This is a genomic window from Aquabacterium sp. J223, assembly GCF_024666615.1.
GTDB lineage: Bacteria > Pseudomonadota > Gammaproteobacteria > Burkholderiales > Burkholderiaceae_C > J223.
This window is the reverse complement of sequence record NZ_CP088297.1, coordinates 3,852,557-3,878,518: the sequence shown is the minus strand read 5'-3', so window position 1 is coordinate 3,878,518 and position 25,962 is coordinate 3,852,557. Positions and strand designations below refer to the sequence as shown.

Below are 25,962 nucleotides of genomic sequence, written 5' to 3'. Positions count from 1 at the left end.
GAAGCGGTGCGAGGGCGTTGTCGATCGGCACGCCCGCCGAACGTCGGGCGATGATGGCCGCCGCCGGCGGCCGGCCGTCGATGCCCGAGGACCCGCGATGCTCCAGCTCTACTTCCATCCCTTCTCGTCCTACTGCCAGAAGGCGCTCGTCGCCTTTTACGAGTACGGCATTCCCTTCGAGCCGCAGCGGCTGCAGGGGGCCGGACAGCCCCGCCATGCAGGAACTGACCCGGCGCTGGCCGCTGAAGCGCTTCCCGCTGCTGGTCGACGGCGAGCGCACGGTGATGGAGGCCACCTGCATCGTCGAGCACCTCGGCCGGCACCGGCCGCCGGGGACGCCCTGCCTCATCCCCGACGACGCGGACGCCGCACTGGAGGTGCGCCTGCTCGACCGCGTCTTCGACAACTACGTCTCCACGCCGCAGCAGAAGGTCGTCTTCGACGCGCTGCGGCCGGCCGAGCAGCGCGACCCCCACGGCGTGGACGACGCGCGGCGCTTGCTGGACACCGCCTACGCCTGGCTGGACGAGCGCATCGCCGGCCGCACCTGGGCCGCGGGCGAGGACTTCAGCCTGGCCGACTGCGCGGCCGGTCCGTTCCTCTTCTACGCGCACTGGACCCACGCCATCCCACCGCGCCATGCGCGGCTGCTGGCCTACCGCCAGCGGCTGTTGCGGCGCCCGTCGTTCGCCCGCGCGGTGGACGAGGCGCGCCCCTACCGCGCGTTCTTTCCGCTGGGCGCGCCCGACGCCGACTGATCGACGGTCAGAATGCGACGCGGCCGCTCGTCGGCCGCTGTCGCTTTTCTGAAGGGGTGTTCGGTATGTCGGGCCTGGGCCAGAAGCTCACGCGCATCGGGGTGTTCTACGACGGCAACTTCTTTCGCCTCGTCAGCAACCACTACCTCCATTCGCACCCGCGCCAGGCGCGCATCAGCCTCGCCGGCCTGCACCACTTCGTGCGCCACCGGGTGGCGCTGGAAGAAGGCCAGGACCCGCGGCTGTGCCAGGTGGTCGACGCCCACTACTTCCGCGGCCGGCTGCGCGCGCAGGAGGCCGACGAGCGCAACCTGCTGCTGGCCGAGCGCAGCTTCGAGGACGTGCTGATGCGCGAAGGCATCACCACCCACTACCTGCCGATGGGGCCGCAGGGCGAGAAGGGCATCGACGTCTGGCTGGCGCTGGAGGCGTTCGAGCTGGCGCTGCACAAGCGCTTCGACGTGCTGGTGCTGATCGCCTGCGACGGCGACTTCGTGCCGCTGCTGCGCAAGCTGGCGACGCTCGGCACCCGCACCATGCTGCTGGGCTGGAACTTCACCGTCAGCGAGCCCGGCCGCGACGACCGCGAGACGCGCACCGCCCAGAGCCTGGTCGACGAGGCCACCTACCCGGTGCTGATGCACCAGCTCATCGACCAACAGGCCGGCCGCGGCGACGCGCTGGTCGACGGGCTGTTCCTGCGCGGCGAGCCGCGGCCCGAGCGGTCCGCCGTGGCGGAGGCGCCGACGGCGGACACCGCCCCCTGGACGCAGGCGGCCTGCAGCGCGGCGTGGTGCAGAACCTGAAGGACGGTTACGGCTTCGCCACCCCGGCGGCCGGCGGCCCCAACGTGTTCTTCGCCTACAGCGCGCTGGTGGACGTGAGCCCGGCCGATCTGCGCATCGGCGACCCGGTGGTCTACGAGCTGTCGGAGAACAACCGAGGACCCTGCGCCGTCAACGTGCGGCCCGCCCAGGGCTAGGGTCGCGCGCGCGGCCACCGGCCGTGCTGGTACGCATCATGCAGGTCACGTCTTGCATACAAGACTTGTGATCCAAGCTGGCGCCACCCCGCACCGTCGCGGGGACTGGACCGGCGATCCGCTGCCATGCCGCCCACCGCCGCACCGGCCGCCGCCCCTGAAACGGTGCGCACGCCGGACGCCATCGCCGACCGCATCGTCGACGCCATCCTGGCCGGCCGCATCGCCGCCGGACAGCACCTGGGCGAGCAGGCGCTGGCCGGCCTGTTCGGGGTCAGCCGCACCGTGGTGCGCGAGGCGCTCGCCCGGCTGTCGGCGCGCGGCATGGTGTGGGTCAGCGCGCGCCGCGGCTGGTTCGTGGTGCAGCCGTCGCTGCAGGAGGCGCGCGACGCCTTCGACGCCCGCATCGCCATCGAGACCGGCCTGGTGCAGTCGCTCGGCGCGCCGCTGTCGGCCGAGGCGCTGCGCACGCTCAAGCGCCATGTGGCGCAGGAGCGTGCGGCCATCCGGGCCGGCGAGCCCGGCGAGCGCAGCTACCTGCTCGGCGAGTTCCACGTCTGCCTCGCCGAATGCGCGGGCAACGCGCTGCTGGCCGACATCCTCAAGGACCTGACGGCGCGCACCACGCTGATCGCGGCGCTGTACCAGTCGAACCAGGACGCGAGCCGGTCCTGCGCCGACCACGCCGCCATCGTGCAGGCGCTGCAGGACGGCGACCTCAAGCAGGCCACCCGCCTGGTGCGCGAGCACCTCAAGGCGGTGGCCGACAACCTGCACCAGCCCAACGAGGACAACCCGGCCGAGCGGCTGCGCGCCGCGCTGGCCGGCATCGGCGCCGCGGGCGCGGCCGCGCCCACCGCCGCGCCCGCGGCGGCGCCTCGCCTGTTCAGCCGCCTCGTCGACGAGGCGGCGACCCCCCGCCGATCCACCCGCCGTTCCCCCAAGGAGAAGTGACGATGACCGCCCGCCGCCTGTTCACCGCCCTCGGCCTGGCCGCAGCCCTGCTGCCGGCCGCCGCACTGGCACAGAACGCCCTCGACGAGGTGATGGCCAAGAAGACCATCACCATCGCCGTGCCCACCGACTTCCCGCCCTACGGCTTCGTCGGCCCCGACCTGCGCCCGCAGGGCCTGGACGTGGACATGGCCAAGCTGGTGGCCAGCAAGCTGGGGGTCACCGGCGAGCTGCTGCCGGTGAGCAGCACCAACCGCATCCCCTACCTGCAGACGAAGAAGGCGCAGCTGGTCATCTCCACGCTGGGCAAGAACCCGGAGCGCGAGAAGGTGATCGACTTCACCGCCGCCTATTCGCCCTTCTTCCAGGCGGTGTTCGCCGCCAAGTCGGTGAAGTTGAAGGGCTTCGCCGACCTGGCCGGCAAGAGCGTGGGCGTGACCCGCGGCGCCATCGAGGACATGGAGCTGACCAAGCTGGCGCCGGCCGGCACCGACATCAAACGCTTCGAGGACAACAACGCCACGGTGTCGGCCTTCGTCTCCGGCCAGGTGCAGGTCATCGCCACCGGCGCGTCGGTGGCCGGCAACCTGATGCAGAAGAACCCGTCGCTCAACACCGAATACAAGCTGCTGATCAAGGACTCGCCCAACTTCATCGGCGTGGCCAAGGGCGAGGACAAGCTGCGCGCCAAGGTCAACGAGATCATCGCCGCGGCCAAGGCCTCGGGCGAACTCGACAAGCTGGCGCAGAAGTGGCTCGGCCGGCCGGCCGGCGACCTGCCGAATTGAGATGACATCCCCCGGCCGTCTGGCGGCCGCCTCCCGGGGGCTCCCAAACCGACCGGGGGACCCGGATCGGTTTGGGCCTGTCTTTCACCACCGCTGCCCCTGGTCGCCTGCGGCGACCTGTCCCCACGGGGACTCGGGCGTGCCTCCTGCGCCAATCACATGACCGCCCTTGACTTCTCCCCCTCTGGGCCGAATGGCCCGCGTTGCTGCGCGGCATGGGCGTCACCGCGCTGCTCACGCTGGTGTCCATGGTGTTCGGCGCGGTGCTCGGCGTGGCCGCCGCCTGGTCGCGCACCTGGGGCCCGGCGTGGGCCGGTGCGGTGGCGGCCGCCTACGTGGAGCTGATCCGCAACACGCCGTTCATCGTGCAGCTGTTCTTCCTGTTCTTCGGCCTGCCCAGCCTGGGCCTGCGGCTGTCGCCGGAAGCGGCCTCGGTGCTGGCCATGACCATCAACCTGGGCGCCTACGCGGCCGAGATCGTGCGCGCCGGCATCGCCGCCACGCCGCGCGGCCAGGTCGAAGCGGGCTTGAGCCTGGCGATGACGCGCCTGCAGGTGTTCACCCGCGTGGTGCTGCCGCCGGCGCTGTCGCGGGTGTGGCCGGCGATGACCAGCCAGGTGGTCATCGTCATGCTGGGCTCGGCGGTGTGCGGCCAGATCGCGGCGCAGGAGCTGTCGTACGTCGCCAACCTGATCCAGAGCCGCACCTTCCGCGCCTTCGAGTCGTACATCGTCGCCACCGCGCTGTACCTGCTGCTGGCCATCGCGCTGCGCGGCCTGCTGCGCTGGGCCGGGCCGCGCTTCATCTTCGGCCGCTGAAGGAGAGGACCATGGTCGAGTTTTCGCTGTGGGACATCGTGCGCAACCTGCTGTGGGCGGTGCCGTGGACCCTGCTGCTGTCGCTCATCGCCTTCGTCGGCGGCGGGCTGGTGGGCCTGGCGCTGCTGGTGTCGCGGGTGGCACGCTGGCCTGGCGCCGAGCGCGGCGTGGCCCTGTACGTGCAGCTCTTCCAGGGCACGCCGCTGCTGATGCAGTTGTTCCTCGCCTACTTCGGGCTGGCGCTGCTGGGGCTGGAGCTGTCCGCCTGGACGGCCGCCGCGCTGGCGCTCACGCTCTACACCAGCGCCTACCTGGCCGAGATCTGGCGCGGCTGCGTCAACGCCATCCCGAAGGGCCAGTGGGAGGCCTCGGCCAGCCTGGCGCTCGGCTTCGGCGAGCAGTTGCGCCACGTCATCGGACCGCAGGCCTTTCGCATCGCCATTCCGCCGACGGTGGGCTTCCTGGTGCAGGTCATCAAGGGCACCGCGCTGGCCTCGGTGATCGGGATCATCGAGCTGACCAAGACCGGCACCATGATCACCAACGCCACCTTCCGGCCGTTCACGGTGTACGCCTTCGTGGCGCTGCTGTACTTCGCCATCTGCTTCCCCATCTCAGCCTGGAGCCAGGCACTCGAAAAGAGGATTCAACGTGGCCGCCATTGAACAACCCAGCGCCCCGCCCATCGTCCGCATCCAGGCCCTGCGCAAGCGCTACGGCGCGCTGGAGGTGCTCAAGGGCGTCGACCTGGACGTGCAGCGCGGCGAGGTCATCGCCATCATCGGCCGCAGCGGCTCGGGCAAGAGCACCCTGCTGCGCTGCGTGAACGGGCTGGAGGCGTTCCAGGAGGGCGAACTGGACGTGGACGGTCAGCCGCTGCGCCACGACCAGCCCAAGGCCATGCGCGCGCTGCGCCAGCACGTGGGCATGATCTTCCAGAGCTTCAACCTCTTCCCGCACTTGAGCGTGGGCCGCAACGTGATGCTGGCACCCGGGCTGGTCAAGGGCCGCCACGGTCCCGAGGCCGAGGCCCGCGCCCGCCAGCTGCTGGCCCGCGTCGGCCTGGGCGACAAGTTCGACGCCTGGCCCGACCAGCTGTCCGGCGGGCAGCAGCAGCGGGTGGCCATCGCCCGGGCGCTCGCCATGGACCCCGCGGTGCTGCTGTGCGACGAGATCACCTCGGCGCTCGACCCCGAACTGGTGGGCGAGGTGCTGCGCGTGGTGGAGTCGCTGGCGCAGGAGGGCATGACGCTGCTCATGGTCACCCACGAGATGAACTTCGCCCGCCAGGTCGCGGACCGGGTGGTGTTCATGCATGCCGGCCGCATCCACGAGATCGGCCCACCGGCGGAGGTGTTCGGCGCTCCGAAGACGCCCGAGCTGCAGCAGTTCCTGTCAGCGCTGCATTGAGCGTCCCGCCATGAAAAAAGCGGACCGCTCTCGCGGTCCGCTGCTTCGTCTGCTGACGCAGCCGCCCGAAGGCGGCGGCGATCAGAAGGTGTGGCGCACGCCCAGCGCGACGCTGGACGGGTTGTTGCCGGCCAGCACCGTGTACGGGTTGCCGGACGACGCACCGGTCGGGCCGAAGGCCGTCGCGGCGGCGCCGCTGGCGTTGTCGACGCGGCTGACGATGGCGTACACGTTGGTGCGCTTGGACAGCGCGTACGAGTAGCCGGCGCTCAGCAGCTTGACCTTGTCCGCCCGGCCGTCGGTCTTGGCCTCGCTGTAGCCGAGCGACACGGTGCCGCCCGGGTTCACCGCGACCTGCGTGCCCAGCGTCCAGCCCTTGCGGGTGGTGTTGGTCGGGGCTTCGGCTTCCAGGCGGTCGTAGCCGCCCAGGATCTTGAACATGCCCAGCTGGTAGCTGCCGCCGACCAGCAGGCTGCTGGTTTCGGCGGTGGCGCCGAAGCGCTCGCGCTGACCATAGGCGGCGCCCAGGTACAGCGGGCCACCCGCGTAGGTCACGCTGCCGTCCACCGTGCGGCCGGCCACGCCTTCGCCGGCCCCCACCAGCACCTTGCCGGAGAAGCCCGACAGCACCGGGGTGGCGTAGGTCACCGCGTTGTTGGTGCGGGCACCCGAGGCGCTGAACGGCGTGATGCCCAGGGTGAAGGCGCTGCCGTAGCCGGTGCCGAAGGGGTCGATGGAGTCGGCGAACAGGAAGCTCGGGTTGTACTGGCGGCCCAGGGCCACCGTGCCGAAGCCGCCCGACAGGCCGACCCAGGCCTGGCGGCGCCAGAACTCGGCGCCGTCCTGCGTGCCGGTGTCGTTCCACAGGCCATGCTCGAGCTGGAACATGGCCTTCAGGCCACCGCCCAGGTCTTCGGTGCCGCGGAAGCCGAGGCGCGAACCGGACTGGCCGCCGGCCTGCACCGAGGTGCGGTCGCCGGCGCCGCCGCCACGGGCGTATTCGACATAGGTGTCCAGCACGCCGTAGACCGTCACGCTGGATTGAGCGAAGGCGGCCACCGGGGCGGCCAGCAGGGCCGCGATGGCCAAGCGCATCTGTGCGTTCATTGAGGAACTCCCTTAAGGGTTTTCAAGCAGTCAACCAGGATAAGGGTGCGTACCGAGAAGGGCGAGACCTAGCCCGCCGGAAGCCCTCGAGGTGTTGGTAAAGCGCGTCATCCGCCGGTCACGAAGGGCCGTCCCGGCGGGCGGGACCGACCCCGCTCAGCGGGCCAACGTGGTGGCCGCCCGGCCCATGGCGGCCAGCCCGAACAGCTCGTCCAGTGCCGCGCGGTACTGCGCCTGCGCCAGCGAATGCGTGCTGTGGTGGGTGCCGCCCTCGACCAGCACCCACTTCTTGCGGGTCGCCGGGATCCGCTCGTACAGCCGCTGGCCCAGGGCGGGCGGGATCAGCGCGTCCGCGCTGCCGTGCACCACCAGCGTGGGCAGGCGCAGCCGCGCCGCCCGCTCGCTGGAGTCGAAGCGCTGGGTGATCAGCGGGCCCACCGGCAGCCAGCCCCACTTGAAGCTGGCGAAGACGTCGCGGATGGAGGTGAAGGTGTTCTCCAGCATCAGCCCGGTGGCCTGGTCGCCCACCTCGGCCGCCAACCGGGTGGCGATGGCGCCGCCCAGCGAATGGCCGAAGATGAAGCGCGGCGCCTGCGGCTGGCGGGCGGCCAGCCAGTCCCACGCGGCGCGGGCGTCCTCGTCGGCGGTGGCTTCGGAGGGCAGGGCATCCGTGCTGCGGCCGAAGCCGCGGTAGTCGATCGCCAGCACCGAGAAGCCCAGCTCGTGCATGCGACGGATGCGCGGGGCGCTGCCCCGCACGTCCCAGCGCGCGCCGTGCAGGTAGAGCAGCAGCGGCGCCTGCGCCTCGTCGGCCTGCGGCAGCCACACGCCGTGCAGCCTCACCGGCGCGCCCTCGGCCACCGGCGAGCGGAAGTCGATCCAGACGTCCTGCATGCCGGCGGTGGCGTCCGGCCCGGCCCACGGCGTCTCCTTCGCCGGCTGGAAGATCCAGCGCCGCTGCTGCTCGTCCAGGCTGCTGCAGCCGGCCAGCGCCGCCACCGACAGCGCGCCGGCCAGGGCGGCCGCGCGCAGGGTCGACCGGTTGAGCAGGAACCGGTGGGGCGGCGGCAGGCGAAGGCAGGTCGGCGGCATGGCGGGGCGCAAGCATGCAACACCTGGGCCGAGGCGTCGGCGGCGAGGGTTATGGCCGTGTCAGTCGCTACCATGGATCCCATCCAAAGGAGACGACGCCCCATGCCCATGCACACCACCCACGTCGGCAGCCTGCCGCGCGGCGACGAACTGGCGCAGCTGCTGATCGCGCGCGACCACGGCCAGCCGGTGGACGAACAGCACTTCGAGCAGGTGGTGCAGGCCGCCATCGACGACGCCGTGCGCCGCCAGGCCGAGGCCGGCGTCAGCATCATGAGCGACGGCGAACTGGGCAAGGTCGGTTACGCCACCTACATCACCGAGCGGCTGGAGGGCTTCGGCGGCCACGTCGACCGCACGCCGGCCAAGGACCTGGCGCCGTTCCCCGAGCTGCGCAAGAAGCTCACCGCCATCATGGGCTCGCAGGAGTTCGTGCGCGCCGCCTGCGTCGGCCCGGTGAAGCTGCGGACGATGGAGCCCTGCAAGGCCGACATCCGGCGCTTCCAGTCGGCGATGACGCATCACGGCCGCGGCGCGCGCGGCTTCCTCAACGCTGCGTCGCCCGGGCTGGTCACCGCCTTCCAGCCGAACCAGCACTACCCCAGCCACGAGGCCTACCTGGCCGACCTGGTCGAGGCCATGCGGCCCGAGTACGAGGCCATCGTCGACGCCGGCTTCGACCTGCAGCTGGACTGCCCGGACCTGGCGATGGCCGCGCACACCGGCTTCCAGCACCTCAGCGAGGCCGAGTTCGTCACCCGCGCCTGGCAGGCGGTGGAGGCGCTCAACGCCGCCACCCGCAACATCCCGCCCGAGCGGCTGCGCATGCACGTCTGCTGGGGCAACTACGAAGGCCCGCACCACTGCGACATCGCGCTGGAGAAGGTGATCGAGCCGGTGCTGGCGGCGCGGCCGTCGACCATCCTCTTCGAGGCCGCCAACCCGCGGCACGAGCACGAGTGGGTGGTCTGGCGCGACGCCAAGCTGCCCGAGGACAAGGTCCTCGCGCCCGGCCTGATCGACAGCTGCAGCAACTACCTGGAGCACCCGGAGCTGATCCGCCAGCGCATCCAGCGCTACGTCGACTTCGTCGGGGCCGACCGCGTGGTGGCCAGCACCGACTGCGGCTTCGGCACCTTCGCCAACTACGGGAAGATCGACCCCGCCGTCACCTGGATGAAGCTGGCCGCGCTGCGCGACGGGGCCGACCGGGTGACCGCCGCCTGACGCGGCGGCGACGCCGCCGGACGCGGCCGGTCGCCGCCGCCGGTCACGCCCCCGCACCGCCTGCAGGGGTGTCGTCCAGCAGCGCCAGGCCGTGGTCGATCTCCTCGGCCGTGCTGTTCAGCCGGGGCATGAAGCGCAGGCAGTGCGGTCGCGCGGCGTTGACCAGCAGCCCGCGCGCGCGGGCCGCCTGCACCAGCGCCGGGCCGTCGTCGCGGCCCAGCTCCAGCGCCCACAGCAGGCCGTCGCCGCGCACCTCGCCGCCGCCGTGCCGCCGCGCCAGCGTGCGCAGGCCGGCGGCGAGCTGCTCGCCGCGCTCGCGCACGCCGGCCAGGAAGGCGGGCTGCGCCACCACCTCCAGCACCGCCAGTGCCGCGGCCGCCATCAGCGGGTGGCCGCCGTAGGTGCCGCCCTGGTCGCCGTGCTCGAACACGCAGGCCGGCTCGCGCGCCAGCAGCGCCGAGATCGGCACGCCGCCGCCCAGCCCCTTGCCCAGCGTCACGACGTCGGGCAGCACGCCGTGGCGCTGGAAGGCGAACAGCTCACCCAGCCGGCCGCAGCCGGTCTGCACCTCGTCGAAGATCAGCAGCAGCCGCTGCTCGTCGCACAGCGCGCGCAGCCCGCGCAGGAAGCCGGGGCCCGCCGGCCGCACGCCCGCCTCGCCCTGCACCGGCTCCAGCATCACCGCCACCGTCTGCGGGCCGACCAGCGCGCGCACCGAGTCGAGGTCGTTCCAGCGCGCCTTGGCGAAGCCCGGCGCCTGCGGCGGGAACAGCCGCTCCCAGCCCGGCTTGCCGCTGGCCGCCATGGTCGCCAGCGTGCGGCCGTGGAAGGCGTTGTCGAAGGTGATGACCTCGAAGGCGCCGTCGCGTCGAGCTCGTCCCCACTTGCGCGCCAGCTTGATCGCGCCCTCGTTCGCCTCCGCCCCCGTGCTGCCGAACCAGGCCTGGTGCATGCCGCTCAGGCCGCACAGCCGCGCCGCCAACGCCAGCGACGGCCGGTTGTGCAGCGCCGGGCTGGGCGTGATCAGCGTCGTCGCCTGTGCCTGCAGCGCCTGCGCCAGCACGGGCGGGCAGTGCCCCAGCGCGTTCACCGCCCAGCCCTGCAGCCAGTCGAGGTGGCGCCGGCCCTGGTCGTCCCACAGCCAGGCGCCCTCGCCGCGCACGAAGACCTCGTCGGGGCGTTCGGTGATGGGCATCAGGTGCTGGTGGTGTTGCGGCGGCTGGGGCTGGGGTCGGGGTTGCACGGGCAGGCTCCTTTCAAGGCGGGACAAAGAAAAAGGCCACGGGGTGAGCCGTGGCCTTTCGGGGAGAGGGTGGTGGACGGGTCTTACGTCTTCGTCGTTCCGGGGTCCTCTGCGACGGCGCACGGCGCGGCGGCACGAGCTCGGGCGGCTCGTGCAGCGCGGGCGGCTGCGGCGGACGGGGCGCGGAAGGCGGCGGGCATGCGGGCCAGTGTAGCGGGGGCCGCGGTCATGCGGCGCCGTCCGGCCCGTGCCGCCCGGGCACGTCGGTCAGCCGCCCCGCGGCGGCCTTGAGCGATTCGGTGAAGGCTGCCGCGGCCGGCGTGCGCTGGCTGCCGCGCCGGGTGACCAGGTAGAGGTCGATGTGCACGGCCGGCTGGGCCAGCAGCGCGATCGACACGTCGTGGCGCAGGCACTGGCCGAGCGCGAACGACGGCACGATGGCGTGGCCCAGCCCCGCCTCCACCATGGCGATGAGGGTGCCGATGAGGTTGACCGATGGCCGCTCCTCATGGGCCCGTCCGATGGCCGCCAGGTGGGTCTCGATCAGCGACTGGATCGGGTTGTCCGCCGGCAGGCTGATCAGCGGCAGCCCGGCCAGGCTGCTCCACGGCTGCGGCGGGCCCAGGCCGCGGGCGGCGTCGTCCGCGCGCGGGCTCAGCCGCATCAGCCGGAACTGGCACAGCGGCGTGCGCACCAGGCCCACGGCCGGTTTGAAGAAGAAGCCGAGCCCGAGGTCCACCTCGCCGGCCAGCACGCGGGCGCGCACCGTCGTCACGTCGACGTCGGACAGCCGCACGCGCACGTGCGGATGGGTGGACGCGAACCGCTTCACCACGTCGGGCAGCAGGCTGGCCGAGACCATCGGCGTGGCCGCCACCTCCAGCCGGGCGCGCACCGAGGCCTGCGTGCCGTCGATCGCCGCCGCCACCGCGCGCAGCTCGGCGACGATGCGCTCGGCCACCGGCTGCAGCCGCCGGCCGGCCTCGGTCAGCGTCACCGAGCGGGTGGTGCGGTCGAAGAGGCGGGCGCCCACCTGCTGCTCCAGCTCCCGGACCAGCATGCTCATGCCCGATGGCGAGATCGGGATCTGCTCGGCCGCCTTGGAGAAGCTCTGCAGCCGGCACAGCTCGAGGAACGCGACGAGCTGCCGGCTGCCCACGTTGATCAGCGGCGGGGCGGGGTGCATCGCCGCATTGTTCAGGATTGCTGATGACTTGATCAGAGTGTCCTGTTTGCCTGCGCGGCCACCCGCCGCTTTAATCGGGAAGTCGTGTACGGAGACAGACCATGCCGGCCTTGCCGATGACCCCTTTCACCTTCCACTCCCGCCGCCGGCGGCTGCTGCTGGCCGCCGCGGCGGCCAGCCTCGGCACCCCCGCCGCCCGCGCCCAGGGCGGTGCCGGCCAGGGCCCCGTCCGCCTGGTGGTGCCGTTCACCCCCGGCACCGGCATCGACCTCATCGCCCGCCAGATCGCCCCGCCGCTGGCGGACCGGCTGAAGCGCCCCTTCATCGTCGAGAACAAGGTCGGCGCGTCGGGCAACATCGGCACGCAGGACGTGGTGCGCTCGGCGCCCGACGGCAGCACCCTGCTGGTCAGCGTGAACACGCTGGTGATGAACCGGGCGCTCTATCCCAAGGCCGGCTTCGACCCGCTGACCGAGCTGGCGCCGGTGGCGCTGACCAGCTGGGGCCAGCTGCTGCTGGTGGCCAACCAGGCGTCGCAGATCGACTCGCTGCAGGGCCTGCTGGCGAAGGCCCGCGCGCGTCCCGGTTCGATCAACTACGGCTCGCCCGGCGCCGGCACGCCGCACCACCTGGCGATGGAGCTGCTGAAGAACCGTGCCAAGGTGTCGCTGACCCACATCGCCTACCGCGGCACCGGGCCGGCGGTGACCGACCTGCTCGGCGGCCAGATCGAGACCATGTTCCTGCCCATCCACGTGGCGCTGCAGCACGTCAAGGCGGGCAGCCTGAAGGCGCTGGCCATCAGCTCCGACAAGCCCAGCCCGCTGCTGCCGCAGGTGCCGCCGCTGAAGACGCTCAACCTGGGCGAGCTCAACGTCGACATGTGGTACGGCGTGCTGGCGCCGGCCGGCACGCCGCGGCCGGTGATCGACCGCCTGAACAAGGAGCTGGGCGAGATCCTGGCCCAGCCGGCCATCGCCACCGCCTTCCAGACGCAGGGCATGACGCCGGACCACAGCACGCCGGAGGCCTTCGGCCAGATCATGGCCGCCGACGCCAAGCGCTGGGCGGAGCTCATCAAGGCCCAGGGCATCACCGCCGAATGAACACCGACACCACCCAGGTCATCGTCGTCGGCGGCGGACCCGTCGGCATGGGGCTGGCCATCGAGCTGGGCCAGCGCGGCATCGCCTGCACGGTGGTCGAGCGCTATGCGCAGCCGCAGCCCATCCCCAAGGGCCAGAACCTGACGCCGCGCACGATGGAGCACTTCCACTTCTGGGGGGCCGAGCCGCAGCTGCGCGCGGCGCGCACCATCCCGAAGTCCTACGGCATCGGCGGCCTCACCGCCTACGGCACGCTGCTGGGCGACCACCACTACGACTGGCTGCAGCGCGACCTGGTGCGCCCCTACTACTTCCAGGCCAACGAGCGGCTGCCGCAGTACGCCACCGAGGCGGTGCTGCGCGCCCGCGCCGCCGAGCTGCCGTCGGTGCGGACGCTCTACGGCTGGGACGCCGAGGCGCTGACGCAGGACGCCGACGGCGCCACCGTCACCGTGGCCGAGCGCGGCGGCGCGGGCCGGCGCACCCTGCGCGGCGCCTACGTGGTGGGCTGCGACGGCGCCCGCTCCCGCGTGCGCGACGCGGCCGGGCTGACCATCACCCGCACCGACCACGACCGGCTGATGGTGCTGCTGGTGTTCCGTTCCGAAGGCCTGCACCGGCTGCTGGAGCGCTACCCCGGCAAGTCCTACTACAACGTGCTGCAGCCCGAGCTCGAGGGCTACTGGAAGTTCTTCGGCCGCGTCGACCTGGGCCAGACCTGGTTCTTCCATGCCCCGGTGCCGCCCGGCACCACGCGCGACAACTTCGACTTCAAGGGCTACCTGCAGCAGGCGGTGGGCGCGGAATTCGAGGTGGACTTCGAGCACATCGGCTTCTGGGACCTGCGCTTCGCACTGGCCGACCGCTACCGCGCCCAGCGGGTGTTCATCGCCGGCGACGCCGCCCACAGCCACCCGCCCTACGGCGGCTACGGCGTCAACTCCGGCTTCGAGGACGCGCGCAACCTGGGCTGGAAGCTCGCCGCCCGGCTGCAGGGCTGGGGCGGCGAGGCGCTGCTGGACAGCTACGAGGCCGAGCGGCGGCCGGTGTTCGACTCGACCATCCGCGACTTCATCGCCCGCGCCATCGAGACCGACCGCCGCTTCCTGCTCGACTTCGATCCGGCGCAGGACCGCGGGGCCTTCGAGCGCGAATGGCGGGCGCGCGCCAGCGGCGCCGCCGACGAGGTCAACGCCTTCGAGCCGCACTACGAAGGCTCGCCGGTGGTGCTGCCCGCCCCCGGTGGGCACGGGGCCAGCAGCGCCGTCGGCCACCACCGCTTCGAGGCGCAGGCCGGCCACCACCTGGCGCCCGCGCAGCGCTCCGGCGGCGGCAACGTGTACGAGTCGCTCGGCCCGGGCTTCACGCTGCTGGCCTTCGATGCCGACCCCAAGGGGGTGCAGCGCTTCGAGGCGGCGGCGCGGGCCCTCGGCGTGCCGCTGGCGGTGGTGCAGGACCGCCGCGACGGCGAGTGCGCGCGTTACGGCGCCTCGCTGGTGCTGGTGCGGCCCGACCAGTTCGTCGCCTGGACCGCCGACGGCCCGGTGCCCGCCGCCGACCCGGACGAGGTGCTGCGCCGTGCCCTCGGCCGTGCCGCCTGATGTGCAACGTCTGAACCCTTCGATCGCCATGCAGACCCACGATCCCGCGCAAGACACCCCCCACGCCAGCACCGCCGCCCACTTCCTGGACGGCCTGGTCGAGTCGGACATCCGCTACCTGTTCGCCAACCTCGGCACCGACCATGTGGCGCTCATCGAGGCGATGGCGCAGTTCGGCCGCGAGGGCCGGCCGCAGCCGCAGGTGCTGCTGTGCCCGCACGAGAACGTGGCCATCCACATGGCCGGCGGTTACGCGGCGCTGACCGGCCAGGGGCAGGCGGTGCTGGTGCACGTCGACGCCGGCACCGCCAACGCCGCGATGGGCGTGCACAACCTCTTCCGCACCCGGTTGCCGGTGCTGCTGATGGCGGGCCGCTCGCCCTACACGCTGCGCGGCGAGCTGCCCGGCTCGCGCGACAACTACATCCACTTCGTGCAGGACCCGTTCGACATCGGCAGCCTGGTGCGGCCGTACGTGAAGTGGGAGTACACCCTGCCCTCCGGGGTCGTGGCCAAGGAAGCGGTGCAGCGTGCGCACGCGGTGATGCACAGCGACCCGCCCGGCCCGGCCTACCTGACCCTGCCGCGCGAGACGCTGGAGGAACGCTGGCCCGCCGACCGGGTGGCCAGCTTCGCCCCGGCGCGCCACGGGCCGGTGCGCGCCGGCGGCCTGACGCCCGAGGCGGCGGCCCGCGTGGCCGACGCGCTGATCCGCGCCGAGCGGCCGGTGGCGGTGACCAGCTACCTCGGCCGCGACGCCGCCGCGGTGGCCGCGCTGCAGGCGCTGGCCGAGACCACCGGCCTGCGCGTGGTCGAGTACATGCCCAGCGCGCTGGCCATCGACCGCGCCTCGCCCTGCTTCGCCGGCTTCGACCCCGCGCGCTGGGTGCCGCAGGCCGACTGCTGCCTGCTGCTGGACGTCGACGTGCCCTGGCTGCCGAAGTTCGTGCAGCCGCGCGCCGACGCCACCCTCATCCACCTCGACGTCGACCCGCTGAAGGCCGACTTCCCGATGTGGGGCTTCGCCACCGACCTGCGGCTGCCGGTGGACCTGGCGACCGCGCTGCCGCAGGTGCTGCAGGCGGTGCGCGAGCGCGCCGACGCCGGCTTCGAGGCGCGGGTGGCGCAGCGCCTGGCCACGATGGCCGACGAGGCGGCGCAGCGCCGCCAGGCCACCGCCCGCGCCGCCGCCGAGCCCGGCGCGCCGGGGGCGCTGTCGGCGGCGTTCGTCTGCGCCACGGTGGGCGCCGCGCTGGACGCCGACGACATCATCGTCAACGAAGCCATCCGCAACGCCGGCGTGGTGCTGTCGCAGATGCCGCGCAGCCGGCCGGGCACGCTGCTCGGCTGCGCCGGCGGCGGCCTCGGCTGGTCGGGCGGCATGGCGCTGGGCGCCAAGCTGGCCCGCCCGCAGGCGCGGGTGGTGCAGGTGGTGGGCGATGGCGGCTTCCACTTCTCCACGCCCACCTCCGTGTACGCGGTGGCACAGCAGTACGGCCTGCCCATCCTCACGGTGGTGCTGGACAACGGCGGCTGGCAGGCCGTGAAGGAAGCCGTGCTGCGGGTGCACCCCGCCGGCGAGGCGGTGCAGCGCGACGACTTCCAGGCCCGGCTGGGCGGTGCGCAGCGGCGCTTCGCCCAGGTCGGCGAGGCCTTCGGCGCCCATGGCGAGACGGTGGACAGCGCCGAACAGCTGCGACCGGCCCTGCAGCGTTGCCTGGCCGCCGTCGACCGAGGCCAGGCCGCGGTGCTGCACGTGCGCATCGAGCCGTTCTAGCCCCCCCGCCGGTCAGCCGCCGGGTCCCGATCCACAACAACAGACGAAGGAGACAACGATGAAGCGCAGGCAGCTATTGCAACTCGGCACCGCCGGCGCCCTGGGCGCGGCCGGCGTGGCCGTCCACGCCCAGGCGGCCTGGCCCAACAAGCCGATCCGCATCATCGTCGGCTACGCCGCCGGCGGCGGCAACGACGTGCTGGCCCGCCTGCTCGCGCAGAAGCTGCAGGAGTCGCTGGGCCAGACCGTGGTGGTGGAGAACCGACCCGGCGTGGCGGCCATCGTCGGCACCGACGCGGTGGCCAAGGCGCCGCCCGACGGCTACACCCTGATGGTCACCGCCAGCGGCCCCATCGTCTTCAACCCGGCGCTGTACGCCAAGCTGCCCTATGCGCCGCGCGACTTCGCGCCGGTCTCGCTGATGGTGCGCTTCCCGCTGCTGCTGGTGGTCAAGAACGACGGCCCGCGCAACCTGGCCGAGCTGGTCGCCTTCTCCAAGGCCAACCCCGAGAAGACCAACTACGGCTCCAGCGCGGCGTCGTTCCGGCTGGTCACCGAACTGCTCAAGAGCAAGGCCGGCCTGTCCGCCGAGCACGTGCCCTACAAGGGCAGCAACGAGTCGGTCAACGCGGTGGTCGGCGGCCAGGTCACGATGACCCTGTGCGACCCGCTGCCCGCCGTCGGACCGATGAAGGGCGGGCTGGTGCGCGCGATAGGCGTCACCTCGGCCAGACGCACCGCGCTGCTGCCCGACGTGCCGACCCTGGCCGAGCAGGGCGTCGACCTCGACATCACCCTGTGGAGCGGCCTGATGGCGCCCGCCGGCACACCGCCGGCCATCGTGCAGCGGCTGTCGGCCGAGGTGCAGCGCATCAACCGCCTGCCCGAGATGCGCGAGCGCTTCGCCACGCTGATGGTGGAGGACGCCTCCGGCCCGCCCGAGGCCTTCGCCCGCACCATCGAGGCCGAACTGCCGCTGTGGGCGCAGGTGGCGAGGGCGAACAACATCAAGGCGGATTGACGTCAGGCCGGCGGCGCCGCCGGTCCGGTCATCCCTTGCCCGGTCCATGCAGCACCGCCAGCACCAGCGGGTGCTGCACCTTGCGCTCGCTGCAGATGGCGTAGTACTGCTCCTCGACCTCGGGCGTGCCGCCGATGCGGCGCAGGCCCTGCGCCACGAGGTCGTCGTGCGCCCAGTCGGCGGCGGGCATCAGGCCCATGCCCCGCGCGGCGAAGGTGGCCAGCAAGGCGCTGTCCTCGAACTCGCCGGCGATCTGCGGCCGGAGGTCCTGTTGCTCGAACCAGCGTGTCAGCCGGCGACGCACGCTGGCATGGTCGGTGGGCAGCAGCACCGGCCAGTCGCCCAGCGAGCGCGGAAACCGCCGCCGCGCCTTGGCGGCGACGGCCGGCGGCGCGTACCAGGCGATGGCGGCCTGGCCCAGCCGGTGGCTGTAGACGCGCAGGCTGGGGTTGGACGGTGCCGGGCGGTCGGCCAGCACCACGTCCAGGCGGTGCAGCGCCAGGTCGGCCAGCAGGTCGTCGAACTCGTCGTCATGGCAGGTCAGGCGCAGCCCGGAATGGCTCAGCGCCGGTGCCAGCAGCCGGTGCACCGCCAGCTTGGACAGTCCGTCGGAGATGCCGCAGGCCAGCCGCAGCACCGGCGCACGGCCGGCGTCGCGCACCGCCTGCGGCAGCGCACTGCCGAGTTGGAAGATGGCCTCCGCCTGTTGCAGCGCTGCCTGGCCGGCGTCCGTGAGAACCACCCGCCGGCCCTCGGGCTTGAGCAGCGCATGCCCGAGGTCGCGCTCCAGCGTGCGCACCTGCGCGCTCAGCGTCTGCACGGCCAGGCCGAGCCGCGCTGCGGCGCGGCCGATGCCGCCCTCCTTGGCCACCACCCAGAAGTAGTACAGGTGGCGGTAGTTGAAGTGCAGGCTCATGTCGGCGTTTCCATTGCTTCGGGAAAACCGAAGAAATCGTCAAAGAATGGCTGCTTTTTACGAAGCCGGTAGGCCCCTATGGTGGCCCGGTCCTGCCCTTGTCCCGGGCGGGACGTCAGCGACACCAGAGGAGGTTTGCCATGGACGTGATCTTCGAATCCCGTGACCCGCAGGGGCAGGCGCTGCGCGACGTCGCCGAGCGCCGGCTGCGCTTCTCGCTGCGCCGCCTTGCGTGGTGGGTGGCGCGGGCGACGGTGCGGCTGTCGGACGTCGACGGCCCGCGCCGCGGCGCCGACAAGCGCTGCCAGGTCGAACTGCAGCCGGTGGGCGGTCCGGTGGTGGTGGTCACCTCGCTGGCCGCCGACTGGCGCTCGTCGCTGGAACAGGCCGTGTCGCGCAGCGCGCGTGCGCTGCTGCGTGCGCACCGCCGCACCTTCCACCACGGGCGGCAGTCCCTAGCTTGAAGTGGTCCTCCCGGCTGCTGGCGGCCGGGTTCTTGCGTGACGTCCCGCGTCGCAGCGACCGCTGCCCACCACACGGTGAGGGGGAAGACGCATGGTCCCGTCATGGCTCAGCGTCGCGACCGCCAGCGCTGCCCGGGTGCAGGCCAGGCCGCTGGCCGGGCGCAAGGCGCCCTGGCCGGTCGAAGCGTTTCTCGAGGTCCTGCGGCAGCGCAACCTGCTGCTCGACTGGCTGTTCTACGACGTCGGCGTCGTCACGGACGCGGAGATCACGAAGCTGGCCCCGACGCTGGCCGCGGAGGGCGCCATCCTGATCGTCCCGCCGACCGGTTCTGCCGAAACAACGGTGTGCTGCTCCGTCGCCGACTTCGTGCGGCTGGGTGGTGCCGACATCCGGCTGCTCACGGTGGCGGGCGTGGGCAGCTCGGCGCTGGGGGCGGCGGCCCTCGCACGCAATGTCGCCGATGCCTTCGGTGAGCCGGCGGCGGCCGTGGTGTCCGGGTACGGCTTCGCCGACGTGTTCCCCGAGGCGCTCGGCGGCTATTTCCTCTTCGGAACGTTGAACCGCTGGCGCCACGCCTTCGAGTGGCTGGACCGGCTGCGGGAGCAGGGGATGGTGGCCGACCCGACGCCGGTGTCGGTCCCCGGCTTCACCAGCCCGCTCGAGGCCAGCAAGGACGTCGCAGTGCTTCGCGACCTGCTGGACCATGAAGCGCTGGACTTCCGACTGCTGCTGGGTCATTCCAAAGGAAACTTGGTGCTGTCCGAGGCGCTGTACGCACTGCAGCGCACCAACCCCGCTCGTTTGGCGCGGGTCGGCAGCACGGCGTCCATCGTCACCGTCAGCGCGAAGATCGGCATGCCGGTCGAATGCCGGCAGGTGGTCGATGTGTTGGGCGACATCGACCCGCTCGGCGCGTTCAACTCGACGCCCGGCATCCGGACCGACGTTCGGCTGCCCCTTGCCACTCACACCACCAACAGGGATCTCCACTTCTTGCCCATCGACGTGCCGCAGCTCCTGCAAGGGCTGCTGGCCGACGGTCGGCTGCCTGGCCTTGCCGCGGGCCCTGCCGCAGCGTCGATCGGCCTCACCCCAGCTCCAGCGCGGGCCGGTACTTCTCCGCCGGCACCACCCGCCAGCGTCCGACGTACGCGCCGACCACCAGCGCCACCACCGCCGCCCCGATGACCAGCGCCCAGGCCGAGGCCCAGGCGCCGTCGTAGGCGCCGAACATGGAGGTGCGCATCGCACGCACCAGCCAGGTGAAGGGCAGCAGCGGGTGCAAGGCGCGGAAGAGCGGGCTCATCAGCTCCGGCGGCAGCGTGCCGCCCGAAGCCGACAGCTGGACGATCATCAGCAGCAGCGCCACCACCTTGCCCACCTCGCCCAGCGCGCGCACCAGGGCGAAGAGGATGGCCAGCGAGCTGAGCGAGGCGATGGCCAAGGTCAGCGCGAAGCGCGGCAGGCTGGGCACGCGCACCTGCAGCACCCACTCCAGCATGGCCAGCATCAGCACCGACTGGCCCAGCACCAGCAGCGCCGGCACCGCCAGCTTGCCCAGCGCGCGGGCCAGCGGCGGGGCGTCCAGCGCGCTGTCGGGCAGGCGGGTGAAGGCGAAGAGGAAGGACGTCAGCGTCGCGCCCATCCACAGCGCCAGCGGGACGAAGTTGGGCGTGAAGGCCACGCCGTAGTTGGCCACCGGCGCCGCCACCTCCACGACGGGCTCCACCGAATGGGCCAGGCCCTCGGCGCTGCCGGACAGGCCGGGCCCGACCTCGGCGGGCAGCAGGTCGACCAGCAACTGCAGGCCGGACGACAGCCGCACCGCGCCGTCGGTCAGCGCCTGGCTGCCGGCCTGCGCGGTGCCGGCGCCGTCGCGCAACTTGACCAGGGCACCGTCGAGGCGGCTGGCGCCCTGGGCCAGCTCGCGCGCGCCCTGCGCGGCCTGCTGCAGCTCGGCGTCGGCGGGCAGGGCGGCGCCCATCTGGCGCAGGCCGCCGGCCATGCGCTGCAGGCCGTCCGTGAGCGGGCCCAGCGTCGCATCGAGCCGGGCGGCGCCGTCGGCCAGGCGCTGGCTGCCGTCCCGCGCCTGCTGCAGGCCCTGGCGCAGCTGGCCGGCGCCGTCTTCGAGCTGCCCGCCGGCCGCGGCGATGCGGTCGCCCACCAGCAGCAGGCTGCCGCCGTCCTCGCGCAGCTGGGCGGCGCCGGCCCGCAGGCGGTCGGCGCCGTCGACCAGCGGCTCCAGGCCCAGCGCCAGTTCCGCGGTGCCGAGGGCCAGGCGGTGGGCGCCGGCCTTGAGCTGTCGCAACTCGGTGTCCGGTGGCAGGCGGGCTTCCATGGTGCGCAGCGTCTGCCCCGTCTGGCGCAGGCCCTCGGCCCATCGCGGCACGCCGTCGGCCAGCTGGTGGGCGCCGCCCTGGACCGCCTGGCCGCCCTCGGCAGCGGCCTTCAGGCCGGCGTGCAGCGCGCGGCTGCCCTCGTGCAGGCGCCGGCCGCCGTCGGCCAGCTCCTGGGCGCCGCGCTGCACCTGGTGCAGGCCGTCGCGCAGCGTCTGCAGGTCGCGACGCGAGCCGGCGGCGCTGTCCAGCACCAGCGTCCAGCGCTGTTCGTTCAGGGCGTCGTTGACGCGCTGGCCCAGCTCCGGCGCGAAGCGGCGCGCGAAGTTGGCTGCCGTCCAGTTGTTGCCCTCCGAGGTGTAGATCACCACCCGGGCCGCGCCGGCCTGCGCGCCGGGCACCGCCTGCGCGCTGAAGTCGGCGGGGATCAGCAGCGCGAACTGCAGCCGGCCTTCGCGCACGGCGCGACGCGCGGCGTCGGCGTCGTCCATCGCCCGGTAGTCGAAGCGCGGCTTGACGGTGAGCTGGGTCACCAGGTCGGCACCCAGCGTCACCTGGCGGTCGCCGACGGTGACGCCACGGTCCAGGTTGACCACCGCCACCGCCAGCGCCTGGGTGCGCGACGCCGGGTCCCACAGCGCGCTGAGGTAGATCAGCGCGTACAGCGCCGGGATGAAGAGGATGCCGACGGCCGACAGCGCCAGCCGGCGGTGCCGGCGCAGCAGCGTGGCGTCGGCCCGCGCCAGGGTGAGCAGGCCGGTGATCCCGGGGCGGCGCGGCGTCATGCCGGTTCCGGCGCGGCATGCCGCCCGCCGTCGTGCAGGCGGGTGTCCGGCAGTCCGAGGGCGAGCAGCGGGCCGGCCAGCGACAGCGCCGTGGCCCACAGCAGCGCCTGGCGGAAGGCGGGGTCGATGGCCTGCCCGAGGGGCTGCGCCGGGCCCGCGCCGGACAGCGACGCCAACCCTTCCAGCCCGTGCGCCAGCAGCGGCGGCGGCAGGTGCTCGCGCAGCAGGTTCAGCGTCACCGAGCCGAGCACCGCCACCCCGACGGCGCCGCCCAGGAGGCGGAAGAAGCCGGTCAGCGCCGTCACCGTGCCGATGAGGTGCGGCGCCACCGCCTGCTGCAGCATCAGCAGGGCGGTGGGCATCTGCAGTCCCATCCCGGCGCCGAGCAGCAGCATGGCCAGCGACGACGCCGGCGCCTGCTCCACCGGCAGCCAGGCCAGCGCCAGCAGGCCCGCCGGCACCACCCCCACGCCCAGCCACAACGGCGGCCGCACGCGGCCGGTGCGCGCCACCCGGCGGCCGGCGGCGAAGGCGCCGATCGGGATGCCCAGCGTCAGCGGCAGGATGTGCAGCGCTGTCTGCCCCAGCGACAGCCCGCCCACCCACTGCAGCCGCAGCGGCACCAGCACCGACAGCGCCACGTAGAGGAAGAAGCAGACGAACATGCCGCCGTTGCCCAGCAGTACCGTGCGCTGGCCGAGCAGCGCCAGCGGCAGCACCGGGTGCGGCGTGCGCAGCTGGTGGCGGCAGAAGACGGCCAGCACCAGCACCGCGACGACCAGCGCCGTGGCGTTGGCTCCGCTGGTCCAGGCCTGCCCCTGGCCGACACGGGCGATCGGCACCAGCAGCGCGGTCAGCCCGAGCACCAGCAGCACCATGCCCCACCAGTCGATCACCGGTCGCTGGCGCGGCACCGGCAGCGCGCGCAGCGCCCGACCGGTGAGCCACAGCGCGGCCAGGCCGATCGGCAGGTTGATCCAGAAGATCCATGGCCAGGACAGCCAGCCGGTCAGCACCCCGCCGGCCACCGGCCCGAACACGCTGGCGAAGGCCCACACCATGCTGATGTAGCTCTGGTAGCGGGCGCGCTCGCGTGGGGCGACGATGTCGGCCACCACCGCCTGCGCCACGATGAGCAACCCGCCGCCGGCCGCCCCTTGCAGCACCCGCGCGGCGATGAGCTGCGGCATGGTCTGTGCCAGCGCGCACAGCACCGACGCGCCGAGGAAGGTCAGCAGCGAGAAATCGAGCACCGCCCGCCGACCCAGCAGGTCGCTGAAACGGCCGTACAGCGGCGTGACGACGGTGGAGGCGATGAGGTAGCCGGACACCACCCACGCCATCAGCGACAACCCGCCGAGCTGGGTGGCGATGGTGGGCAGCGCCACGCCGACGATGGTCTGGTCGATGGCGCCGAGCAGGATGATGATCAGCACCGCGGTGATGGCCCGCCGCCGCTGCGGCACGGTGAGCGGCGACTGGAAGCCGTCGTCGGACAGGGGTTCACCTGCGGCAGTCATCGGCCGATTTCAGCATGACGCCGCCAACGGCCCCGGGTCGCGGCACGCCGTCGCAGCGGCGCCACAGGCGCCTTTCAGTCGAAGGGTAGAAGCGATGGATTTCGTTACCCATTACCCCGACGCCGCAAAACCGTGAAACCCAATGGAATGCAAGGGTCTGGGTTACTGAATGTTTATCGATGCCGGCTGCATCCGGTCTGTATTCCTTGCCGTAAAGCGAACCGTTGACCGAGCCGGTTCCTAGAATCGCCACCACTCAAGACGCCCCGCGCGTTTCCTCGCCGCCCCATCCTGAAATCCGAAGCGCGGAATATGGCCTGTCCATATTCCGGCCGGCTTCGCCATGGTCCTGTCGAATGCCGCTGCCGTTGTTTTGTCTGCGCCTGTCGATGGTGTTGCCGCTGGCCCTGGGGCTGGCCCATGTCGCGGCGGCGCGTGGACCGGTGCTGCCGTCCTGCAGCTGGGACCGGCCGGGCCATGCGGCCTTTCATGGCGACGTGGTCGCGGCGGTCGACGACTACCCGGACATCGCGCCCGAGGTGCGGCGCCGGCTGCAGGCGCGCATGGCGCTGCGGGCCTACGACGACCTGGTGAGCATCCGCCGCGACCGCATCGAGGGCCGGCGACGCTACGACCCGGCCATCCGCGACATGCACTTCGGCGCCGGCCGGGTGTGCCGCGAGGTCGGCCGCACCCGCTGGACCGACACGATGGAAGAGCGCGGCCTGGTCTACTGCGACAGCGGCGTGTGCATCCTGGTGCCGACGGTGTGCCGCAACGTCAGCCGCATCGACATCGCGCCCGGGGCGGGCCCCGAGGAGCCGCTGGCCTTCGCGCCGCCGGGGGCCGGCCTGCCGCCCGAGGAGGGGCGGCGCGGCCCGCTGGGCCTGCCGGGCCGCGGCGACCCGCCCGTCGATCCGTGGGAGCCGCTGGACTTCAACCCGGCCGCCGGCCCGGCGCTGCCCCTGCCCGCCGACCGAGCGGGAGCACCGGGCCTGGCGCCGCCGCTGTTCGCGCCCTTCCCGCTGGGCGGGGCGGGCGTGCCCGTTCCGGTGCCGTTCGCGGCGCTGCCGCCGGCGGCCGGGCCCGGTCCGCCGCCCGAGGGGTGGCTGACGCCGGCACCGTCCAACGTGGCACCCGACGCGGTGGCGGGCCTGCCGCCGGCGCTGCTGCTGCCGGCGCCGCTGCCGCCGGTGCCGGAGCCCGGCACCTGGGCCCTGCTGCTGGGCGGCGGGCTGGCCGTGGCGCTCGCCGCGCGGCGGCGGCGGGGCTGAGCCGTCGCCGCCGGGGCGCCGTCAACGCACGGTGGCGGTGATCTGCGGCCGCAGGTTGAAGCGGCCGGAATTGCCGGCTTCAACCACCGATTGGCAGGCGTCGAAGTCGAGCAGGATCTCGGTCAGCGCGGCCGGCCGCACATCGGCCTCGATGCGCAGCTTCAGCCCCGACTGCGAAGCGCTCGGCGTCTCCAGCGGCACCTGGACCTTGGTGAGGGTCGGCACCACCGAGTTGGCCAGCGGCGAGGCGCCGTTCTGGCCGTTCTCGGCCAGCACCAGCCGCAGCCGGCGGTAGCGGCCCTCGGGCACCTCCTGCTCGCCGAGCACGGTGGTGGCGCCGTTTCGCAGCGTGAGCAGGTCGATCTGGCGCGGCGGGTTGAGCGGCAGCGTCTGCCAGCCGCTGTCGCCGTCGTCGTCGGTGTCGTTGGCGTTGACCCGCACCGACAGCACGGTGACGTAGACGTTGTCGAAGCCGCACGCCGGCGCATCGGTGAGCGTCACCCGCAGGATGGCGCCGGTGCCGCCGATGCCGCCACCCCCGCCGCCGCCGCCGCCGCTGCCGCCGGTGCCCCCCAGCCCGCCGCCACCGCCGCCGCAGCTCACGAGCACCGCGAGCAGCAGCAGCGCCGCGAACGCGCGGCCGCTCAGCCAGTTCCACCGGCGAGGGATGGGGATCATGCAGCGTCTCCTGGGTCGTCCTCCGATCGGGCCAGAGGCTCTTCGATGTAGTAGATGCCCAGCCCCACCCGCGAACGGGGCAGTGCCGGGTCGTCCTCGAGGTCGGGCTGGGCGGCGTCGCGGCGGGCCAGCCAGCGGTCGAGCGCCTCAAGCATCTGCTGTGCCTTGTCGGCGGCCAGCTTGCGAAAGGCGGGCAGGTCCTTGGCCGGGATGGCGTTGTAGAGCACCTTGCGCTGGTAGCGCGGGTCGGTGGCGCCGTGCTGCAGGTTGTGGTCGATGGTGGCGATCAGGTCGGCCACGTCGCTGCCCAGGATGGCGAGCTTGGCGGCGTCGTCGTGGCGGGGCACGTGGGCACGCGCCACCGGCAACAGCCGGCCATCGGGCTGCTCGGCCACCGAGCCGGCGTGCAGCAACTCGTCGAGCACTGCGCGCATGGGCATGTCGCCGCTGTAACGGCGCACCAGCTGCGCGAAGCTGGCGCCTTCGCCCTCGACCGGCAGGGGCAGGGGCCGGCGCTGCCCGTCCAGGAAGTCGGCGTCGCGCACCCAGCCGCCGAGCACCCGCACCGCGCGGTTGTACTGCAGCTGCAGTTCGAGGGACTGGCCGTCGTCGGCCAGCAGGCGCTGCACCTCCTTGCGCGTCAGGCCCGACAGCACCGAGACCCGGGCCGCGGTCTGGCGCTTGCCCGGCAGACCGAACTCCTTCATCGCCACGTCGACGTAGACCTGCTTGGCGATTTCCTCCAGCGCAGCGAAGGGCACGCCGTGACGCAACAGCAGGCGGCACAGCGGGCGCAGCAGCCGCCGCAGGGCGGCATACAAGGGGCCTCGTGACGGTGGACTGCTTTGCACGGCCGCCGCAATATACAGAGCGCTTTGCGCTGGCGCGCGCCGTCACCCTCGGTGCCCCGTGACGAAC

The 25,962-nt window shown here is 72.9% G+C and carries 24 protein-coding genes and 1 pseudogene; 16 read left to right on the top strand and 9 right to left on the bottom strand.

The features are described 5' to 3' along the window. Window positions 1-97 precede the first annotated feature (97 nt). The 8 genes and pseudogenes from LRS07_RS18285 to LRS07_RS18250 all read left to right on the top strand — a co-directional run bounded on the left by LRS07_RS18285 (window position 98) and on the right by LRS07_RS18250 (window position 5,710). Window positions 98-758 (top strand): annotated as a pseudogene (locus LRS07_RS18285) (glutathione S-transferase family protein). Window positions 759-823: 65 nt separating this feature from the next. After that, window positions 824-1,564, top strand: coding sequence for an NYN domain-containing protein (locus LRS07_RS18280; RefSeq protein ID WP_260499362.1), 741 nt, complete (start codon window positions 824-826; stop codon window positions 1,562-1,564). Further along, complete coding sequence (locus LRS07_RS18275; protein ID WP_260499361.1) at window positions 1,549-1,740, top strand: cold-shock protein; 192 nt, start codon at window positions 1,549-1,551, stop codon at window positions 1,738-1,740. The genes LRS07_RS18280 and LRS07_RS18275 overlap by 16 nt, the downstream gene beginning before the upstream one ends. Before the next feature lie 126 nt (window positions 1,741-1,866). Next, window positions 1,867-2,694 carry a GntR family transcriptional regulator gene (locus LRS07_RS18270; protein WP_260499360.1) on the top strand — a complete coding sequence of 276 codons (828 nt, stop codon included), beginning with the start codon at window positions 1,867-1,869 and terminating at the stop codon, window positions 2,692-2,694. A gap of 2 nt (window positions 2,695-2,696) precedes the next feature. Then, window positions 2,697-3,482, top strand: coding sequence for a transporter substrate-binding domain-containing protein (locus LRS07_RS18265; protein ID WP_260499359.1), 786 nt, complete (start codon window positions 2,697-2,699; stop codon window positions 3,480-3,482). Between the two features lie 215 nt (window positions 3,483-3,697). Beyond that, the gene (locus tag LRS07_RS18260; protein WP_260502160.1) at window positions 3,698-4,300 is read left to right on the top strand and encodes an amino acid ABC transporter permease; all 603 of its coding nucleotides are present in this window, start codon (window positions 3,698-3,700) and stop codon (window positions 4,298-4,300) included. An 11-nt stretch (window positions 4,301-4,311) separates the two neighbouring features. Beyond that, window positions 4,312-4,965, top strand: a complete 654-nt coding sequence (locus LRS07_RS18255; protein WP_260499358.1) for an amino acid ABC transporter permease — start codon at window positions 4,312-4,314, stop codon at window positions 4,963-4,965. Then, on the top strand, window positions 4,952-5,710 hold the full coding sequence (locus LRS07_RS18250; protein WP_312028320.1) for an amino acid ABC transporter ATP-binding protein: 759 nt from the start codon (window positions 4,952-4,954) through the stop codon (window positions 5,708-5,710). The genes LRS07_RS18255 and LRS07_RS18250 overlap by 14 nt, the downstream gene beginning before the upstream one ends. A gap of 81 nt (window positions 5,711-5,791) precedes the next feature. Here LRS07_RS18250 and LRS07_RS18245 read toward each other — a convergent pair whose 3' ends face one another. After that, window positions 5,792-6,817: a porin gene (locus tag LRS07_RS18245; RefSeq protein ID WP_260499357.1), complete on the bottom strand. Its 1,026-nt coding sequence runs from the start codon at window positions 6,815-6,817 to the stop codon at window positions 5,792-5,794. A 156-nt stretch (window positions 6,818-6,973) separates the two neighbouring features. Next, window positions 6,974-7,909 (bottom strand): alpha/beta hydrolase, encoded by a 936-nt coding sequence (locus LRS07_RS18240; protein ID WP_260499356.1) that lies wholly within the window; start codon window positions 7,907-7,909, stop codon window positions 6,974-6,976. A gap of 102 nt (window positions 7,910-8,011) precedes the next feature. On the opposite strand from LRS07_RS18240, the gene LRS07_RS18235 reads away from it, so the two are divergent. Beyond that, window positions 8,012-9,136 carry a cobalamin-independent methionine synthase II family protein gene (locus tag LRS07_RS18235; RefSeq protein ID WP_260499355.1) on the top strand — a complete coding sequence of 375 codons (1,125 nt, stop codon included), beginning with the start codon at window positions 8,012-8,014 and terminating at the stop codon, window positions 9,134-9,136. 43 nt (window positions 9,137-9,179) lie between these two features. On the opposite strand, the gene LRS07_RS18230 is transcribed toward LRS07_RS18235, so the two are convergent. Beyond that, on the bottom strand, window positions 9,180-10,331 hold the full coding sequence (locus LRS07_RS18230; RefSeq protein ID WP_260502158.1) for an aminotransferase class III-fold pyridoxal phosphate-dependent enzyme: 1,152 nt from the start codon (window positions 10,329-10,331) through the stop codon (window positions 9,180-9,182). 274 nt (window positions 10,332-10,605) lie between these two features. Continuing rightward, window positions 10,606-11,565, bottom strand: a complete 960-nt coding sequence (locus tag LRS07_RS18225) for a LysR family transcriptional regulator (RefSeq protein ID WP_260499354.1) — start codon at window positions 11,563-11,565, stop codon at window positions 10,606-10,608. A gap of 101 nt (window positions 11,566-11,666) precedes the next feature. Between LRS07_RS18225 and LRS07_RS18220 the strand changes: the two genes are divergently transcribed. The 4 genes from LRS07_RS18220 to LRS07_RS18205 are packed head-to-tail and all read left to right on the top strand — an operon-like array spanning window position 11,667 to window position 17,070. Beyond that, window positions 11,667-12,671, top strand: a complete 1,005-nt coding sequence (locus tag LRS07_RS18220) for a tripartite tricarboxylate transporter substrate binding protein (protein WP_260499353.1) — start codon at window positions 11,667-11,669, stop codon at window positions 12,669-12,671. Next, window positions 12,668-14,272, top strand: a complete 1,605-nt coding sequence (locus LRS07_RS18215; protein WP_260499352.1) for an FAD-dependent monooxygenase — start codon at window positions 12,668-12,670, stop codon at window positions 14,270-14,272. Before LRS07_RS18220 ends, LRS07_RS18215 begins: the two co-directional genes overlap by 4 nt. Window positions 14,273-14,300: 28 nt before the next feature. After that, the gene (locus tag LRS07_RS18210; protein WP_260499351.1) at window positions 14,301-16,049 is read left to right on the top strand and encodes a thiamine pyrophosphate-requiring protein; all 1,749 of its coding nucleotides are present in this window, start codon (window positions 14,301-14,303) and stop codon (window positions 16,047-16,049) included. A 58-nt stretch (window positions 16,050-16,107) separates the two neighbouring features. Next, the gene (locus tag LRS07_RS18205; protein ID WP_260499350.1) at window positions 16,108-17,070 is read left to right on the top strand and encodes a Bug family tripartite tricarboxylate transporter substrate binding protein; all 963 of its coding nucleotides are present in this window, start codon (window positions 16,108-16,110) and stop codon (window positions 17,068-17,070) included. A 28-nt stretch (window positions 17,071-17,098) separates the two neighbouring features. Here the strand turns inward: LRS07_RS18205 and LRS07_RS18200 are convergent, their stop codons facing one another. Continuing rightward, the gene (locus LRS07_RS18200; RefSeq protein WP_260499349.1) at window positions 17,099-17,986 is read right to left on the bottom strand and encodes a LysR family transcriptional regulator; all 888 of its coding nucleotides are present in this window, start codon (window positions 17,984-17,986) and stop codon (window positions 17,099-17,101) included. A gap of 140 nt (window positions 17,987-18,126) precedes the next feature. Here LRS07_RS18200 and LRS07_RS18195 point away from each other — a divergent pair, with 140 nt between their 5' ends. Together LRS07_RS18195 and LRS07_RS18190 are read left to right on the top strand one after the other, a co-directional pair. Then, the gene (locus LRS07_RS18195) at window positions 18,127-18,450 is read left to right on the top strand and encodes an HPF/RaiA family ribosome-associated protein (protein WP_260499348.1); all 324 of its coding nucleotides are present in this window, start codon (window positions 18,127-18,129) and stop codon (window positions 18,448-18,450) included. Window positions 18,451-18,541: 91 nt separating this feature from the next. After that, complete coding sequence (locus LRS07_RS18190) at window positions 18,542-19,639, top strand: hypothetical protein (protein ID WP_260499347.1); 1,098 nt, start codon at window positions 18,542-18,544, stop codon at window positions 19,637-19,639. Here LRS07_RS18190 and LRS07_RS18185 read toward each other — a convergent pair. Together LRS07_RS18185 and LRS07_RS18180 are read right to left on the bottom strand one after the other, a co-directional pair. Further along, entirely contained in the window at window positions 19,539-21,572 is a 2,034-nt protein-coding gene (locus LRS07_RS18185; RefSeq protein WP_260499346.1) for a YhgE/Pip domain-containing protein, read from the bottom strand. The genes LRS07_RS18190 and LRS07_RS18185 overlap by 101 nt on opposite strands. Next, the gene (locus tag LRS07_RS18180) at window positions 21,569-23,092 is read right to left on the bottom strand and encodes an MDR family MFS transporter (RefSeq protein ID WP_260499345.1); all 1,524 of its coding nucleotides are present in this window, start codon (window positions 23,090-23,092) and stop codon (window positions 21,569-21,571) included. Before LRS07_RS18180 ends, LRS07_RS18185 begins: the two co-directional genes overlap by 4 nt. A gap of 356 nt (window positions 23,093-23,448) precedes the next feature. Here LRS07_RS18180 and LRS07_RS18175 point away from each other — a divergent pair, with 356 nt between their 5' ends. Beyond that, window positions 23,449-24,366 carry an MHFG family PEP-CTERM protein gene (locus LRS07_RS18175; RefSeq protein WP_260499344.1) on the top strand — a complete coding sequence of 306 codons (918 nt, stop codon included), beginning with the start codon at window positions 23,449-23,451 and terminating at the stop codon, window positions 24,364-24,366. Between the two features lie 21 nt (window positions 24,367-24,387). Here the strand turns inward: LRS07_RS18175 and LRS07_RS18170 are convergent, their stop codons facing one another. Together LRS07_RS18170 and LRS07_RS18165 are read right to left on the bottom strand one after the other, a co-directional pair. Beyond that, window positions 24,388-25,044: a DUF4382 domain-containing protein gene (locus LRS07_RS18170; RefSeq protein WP_260499343.1), complete on the bottom strand. Its 657-nt coding sequence runs from the start codon at window positions 25,042-25,044 to the stop codon at window positions 24,388-24,390. Continuing rightward, window positions 25,041-25,865: a DUF6502 family protein gene (locus tag LRS07_RS18165; protein WP_260499342.1), complete on the bottom strand. Its 825-nt coding sequence runs from the start codon at window positions 25,863-25,865 to the stop codon at window positions 25,041-25,043. Before LRS07_RS18165 ends, LRS07_RS18170 begins: the two co-directional genes overlap by 4 nt. Window positions 25,866-25,962 lie beyond the last annotated feature (97 nt).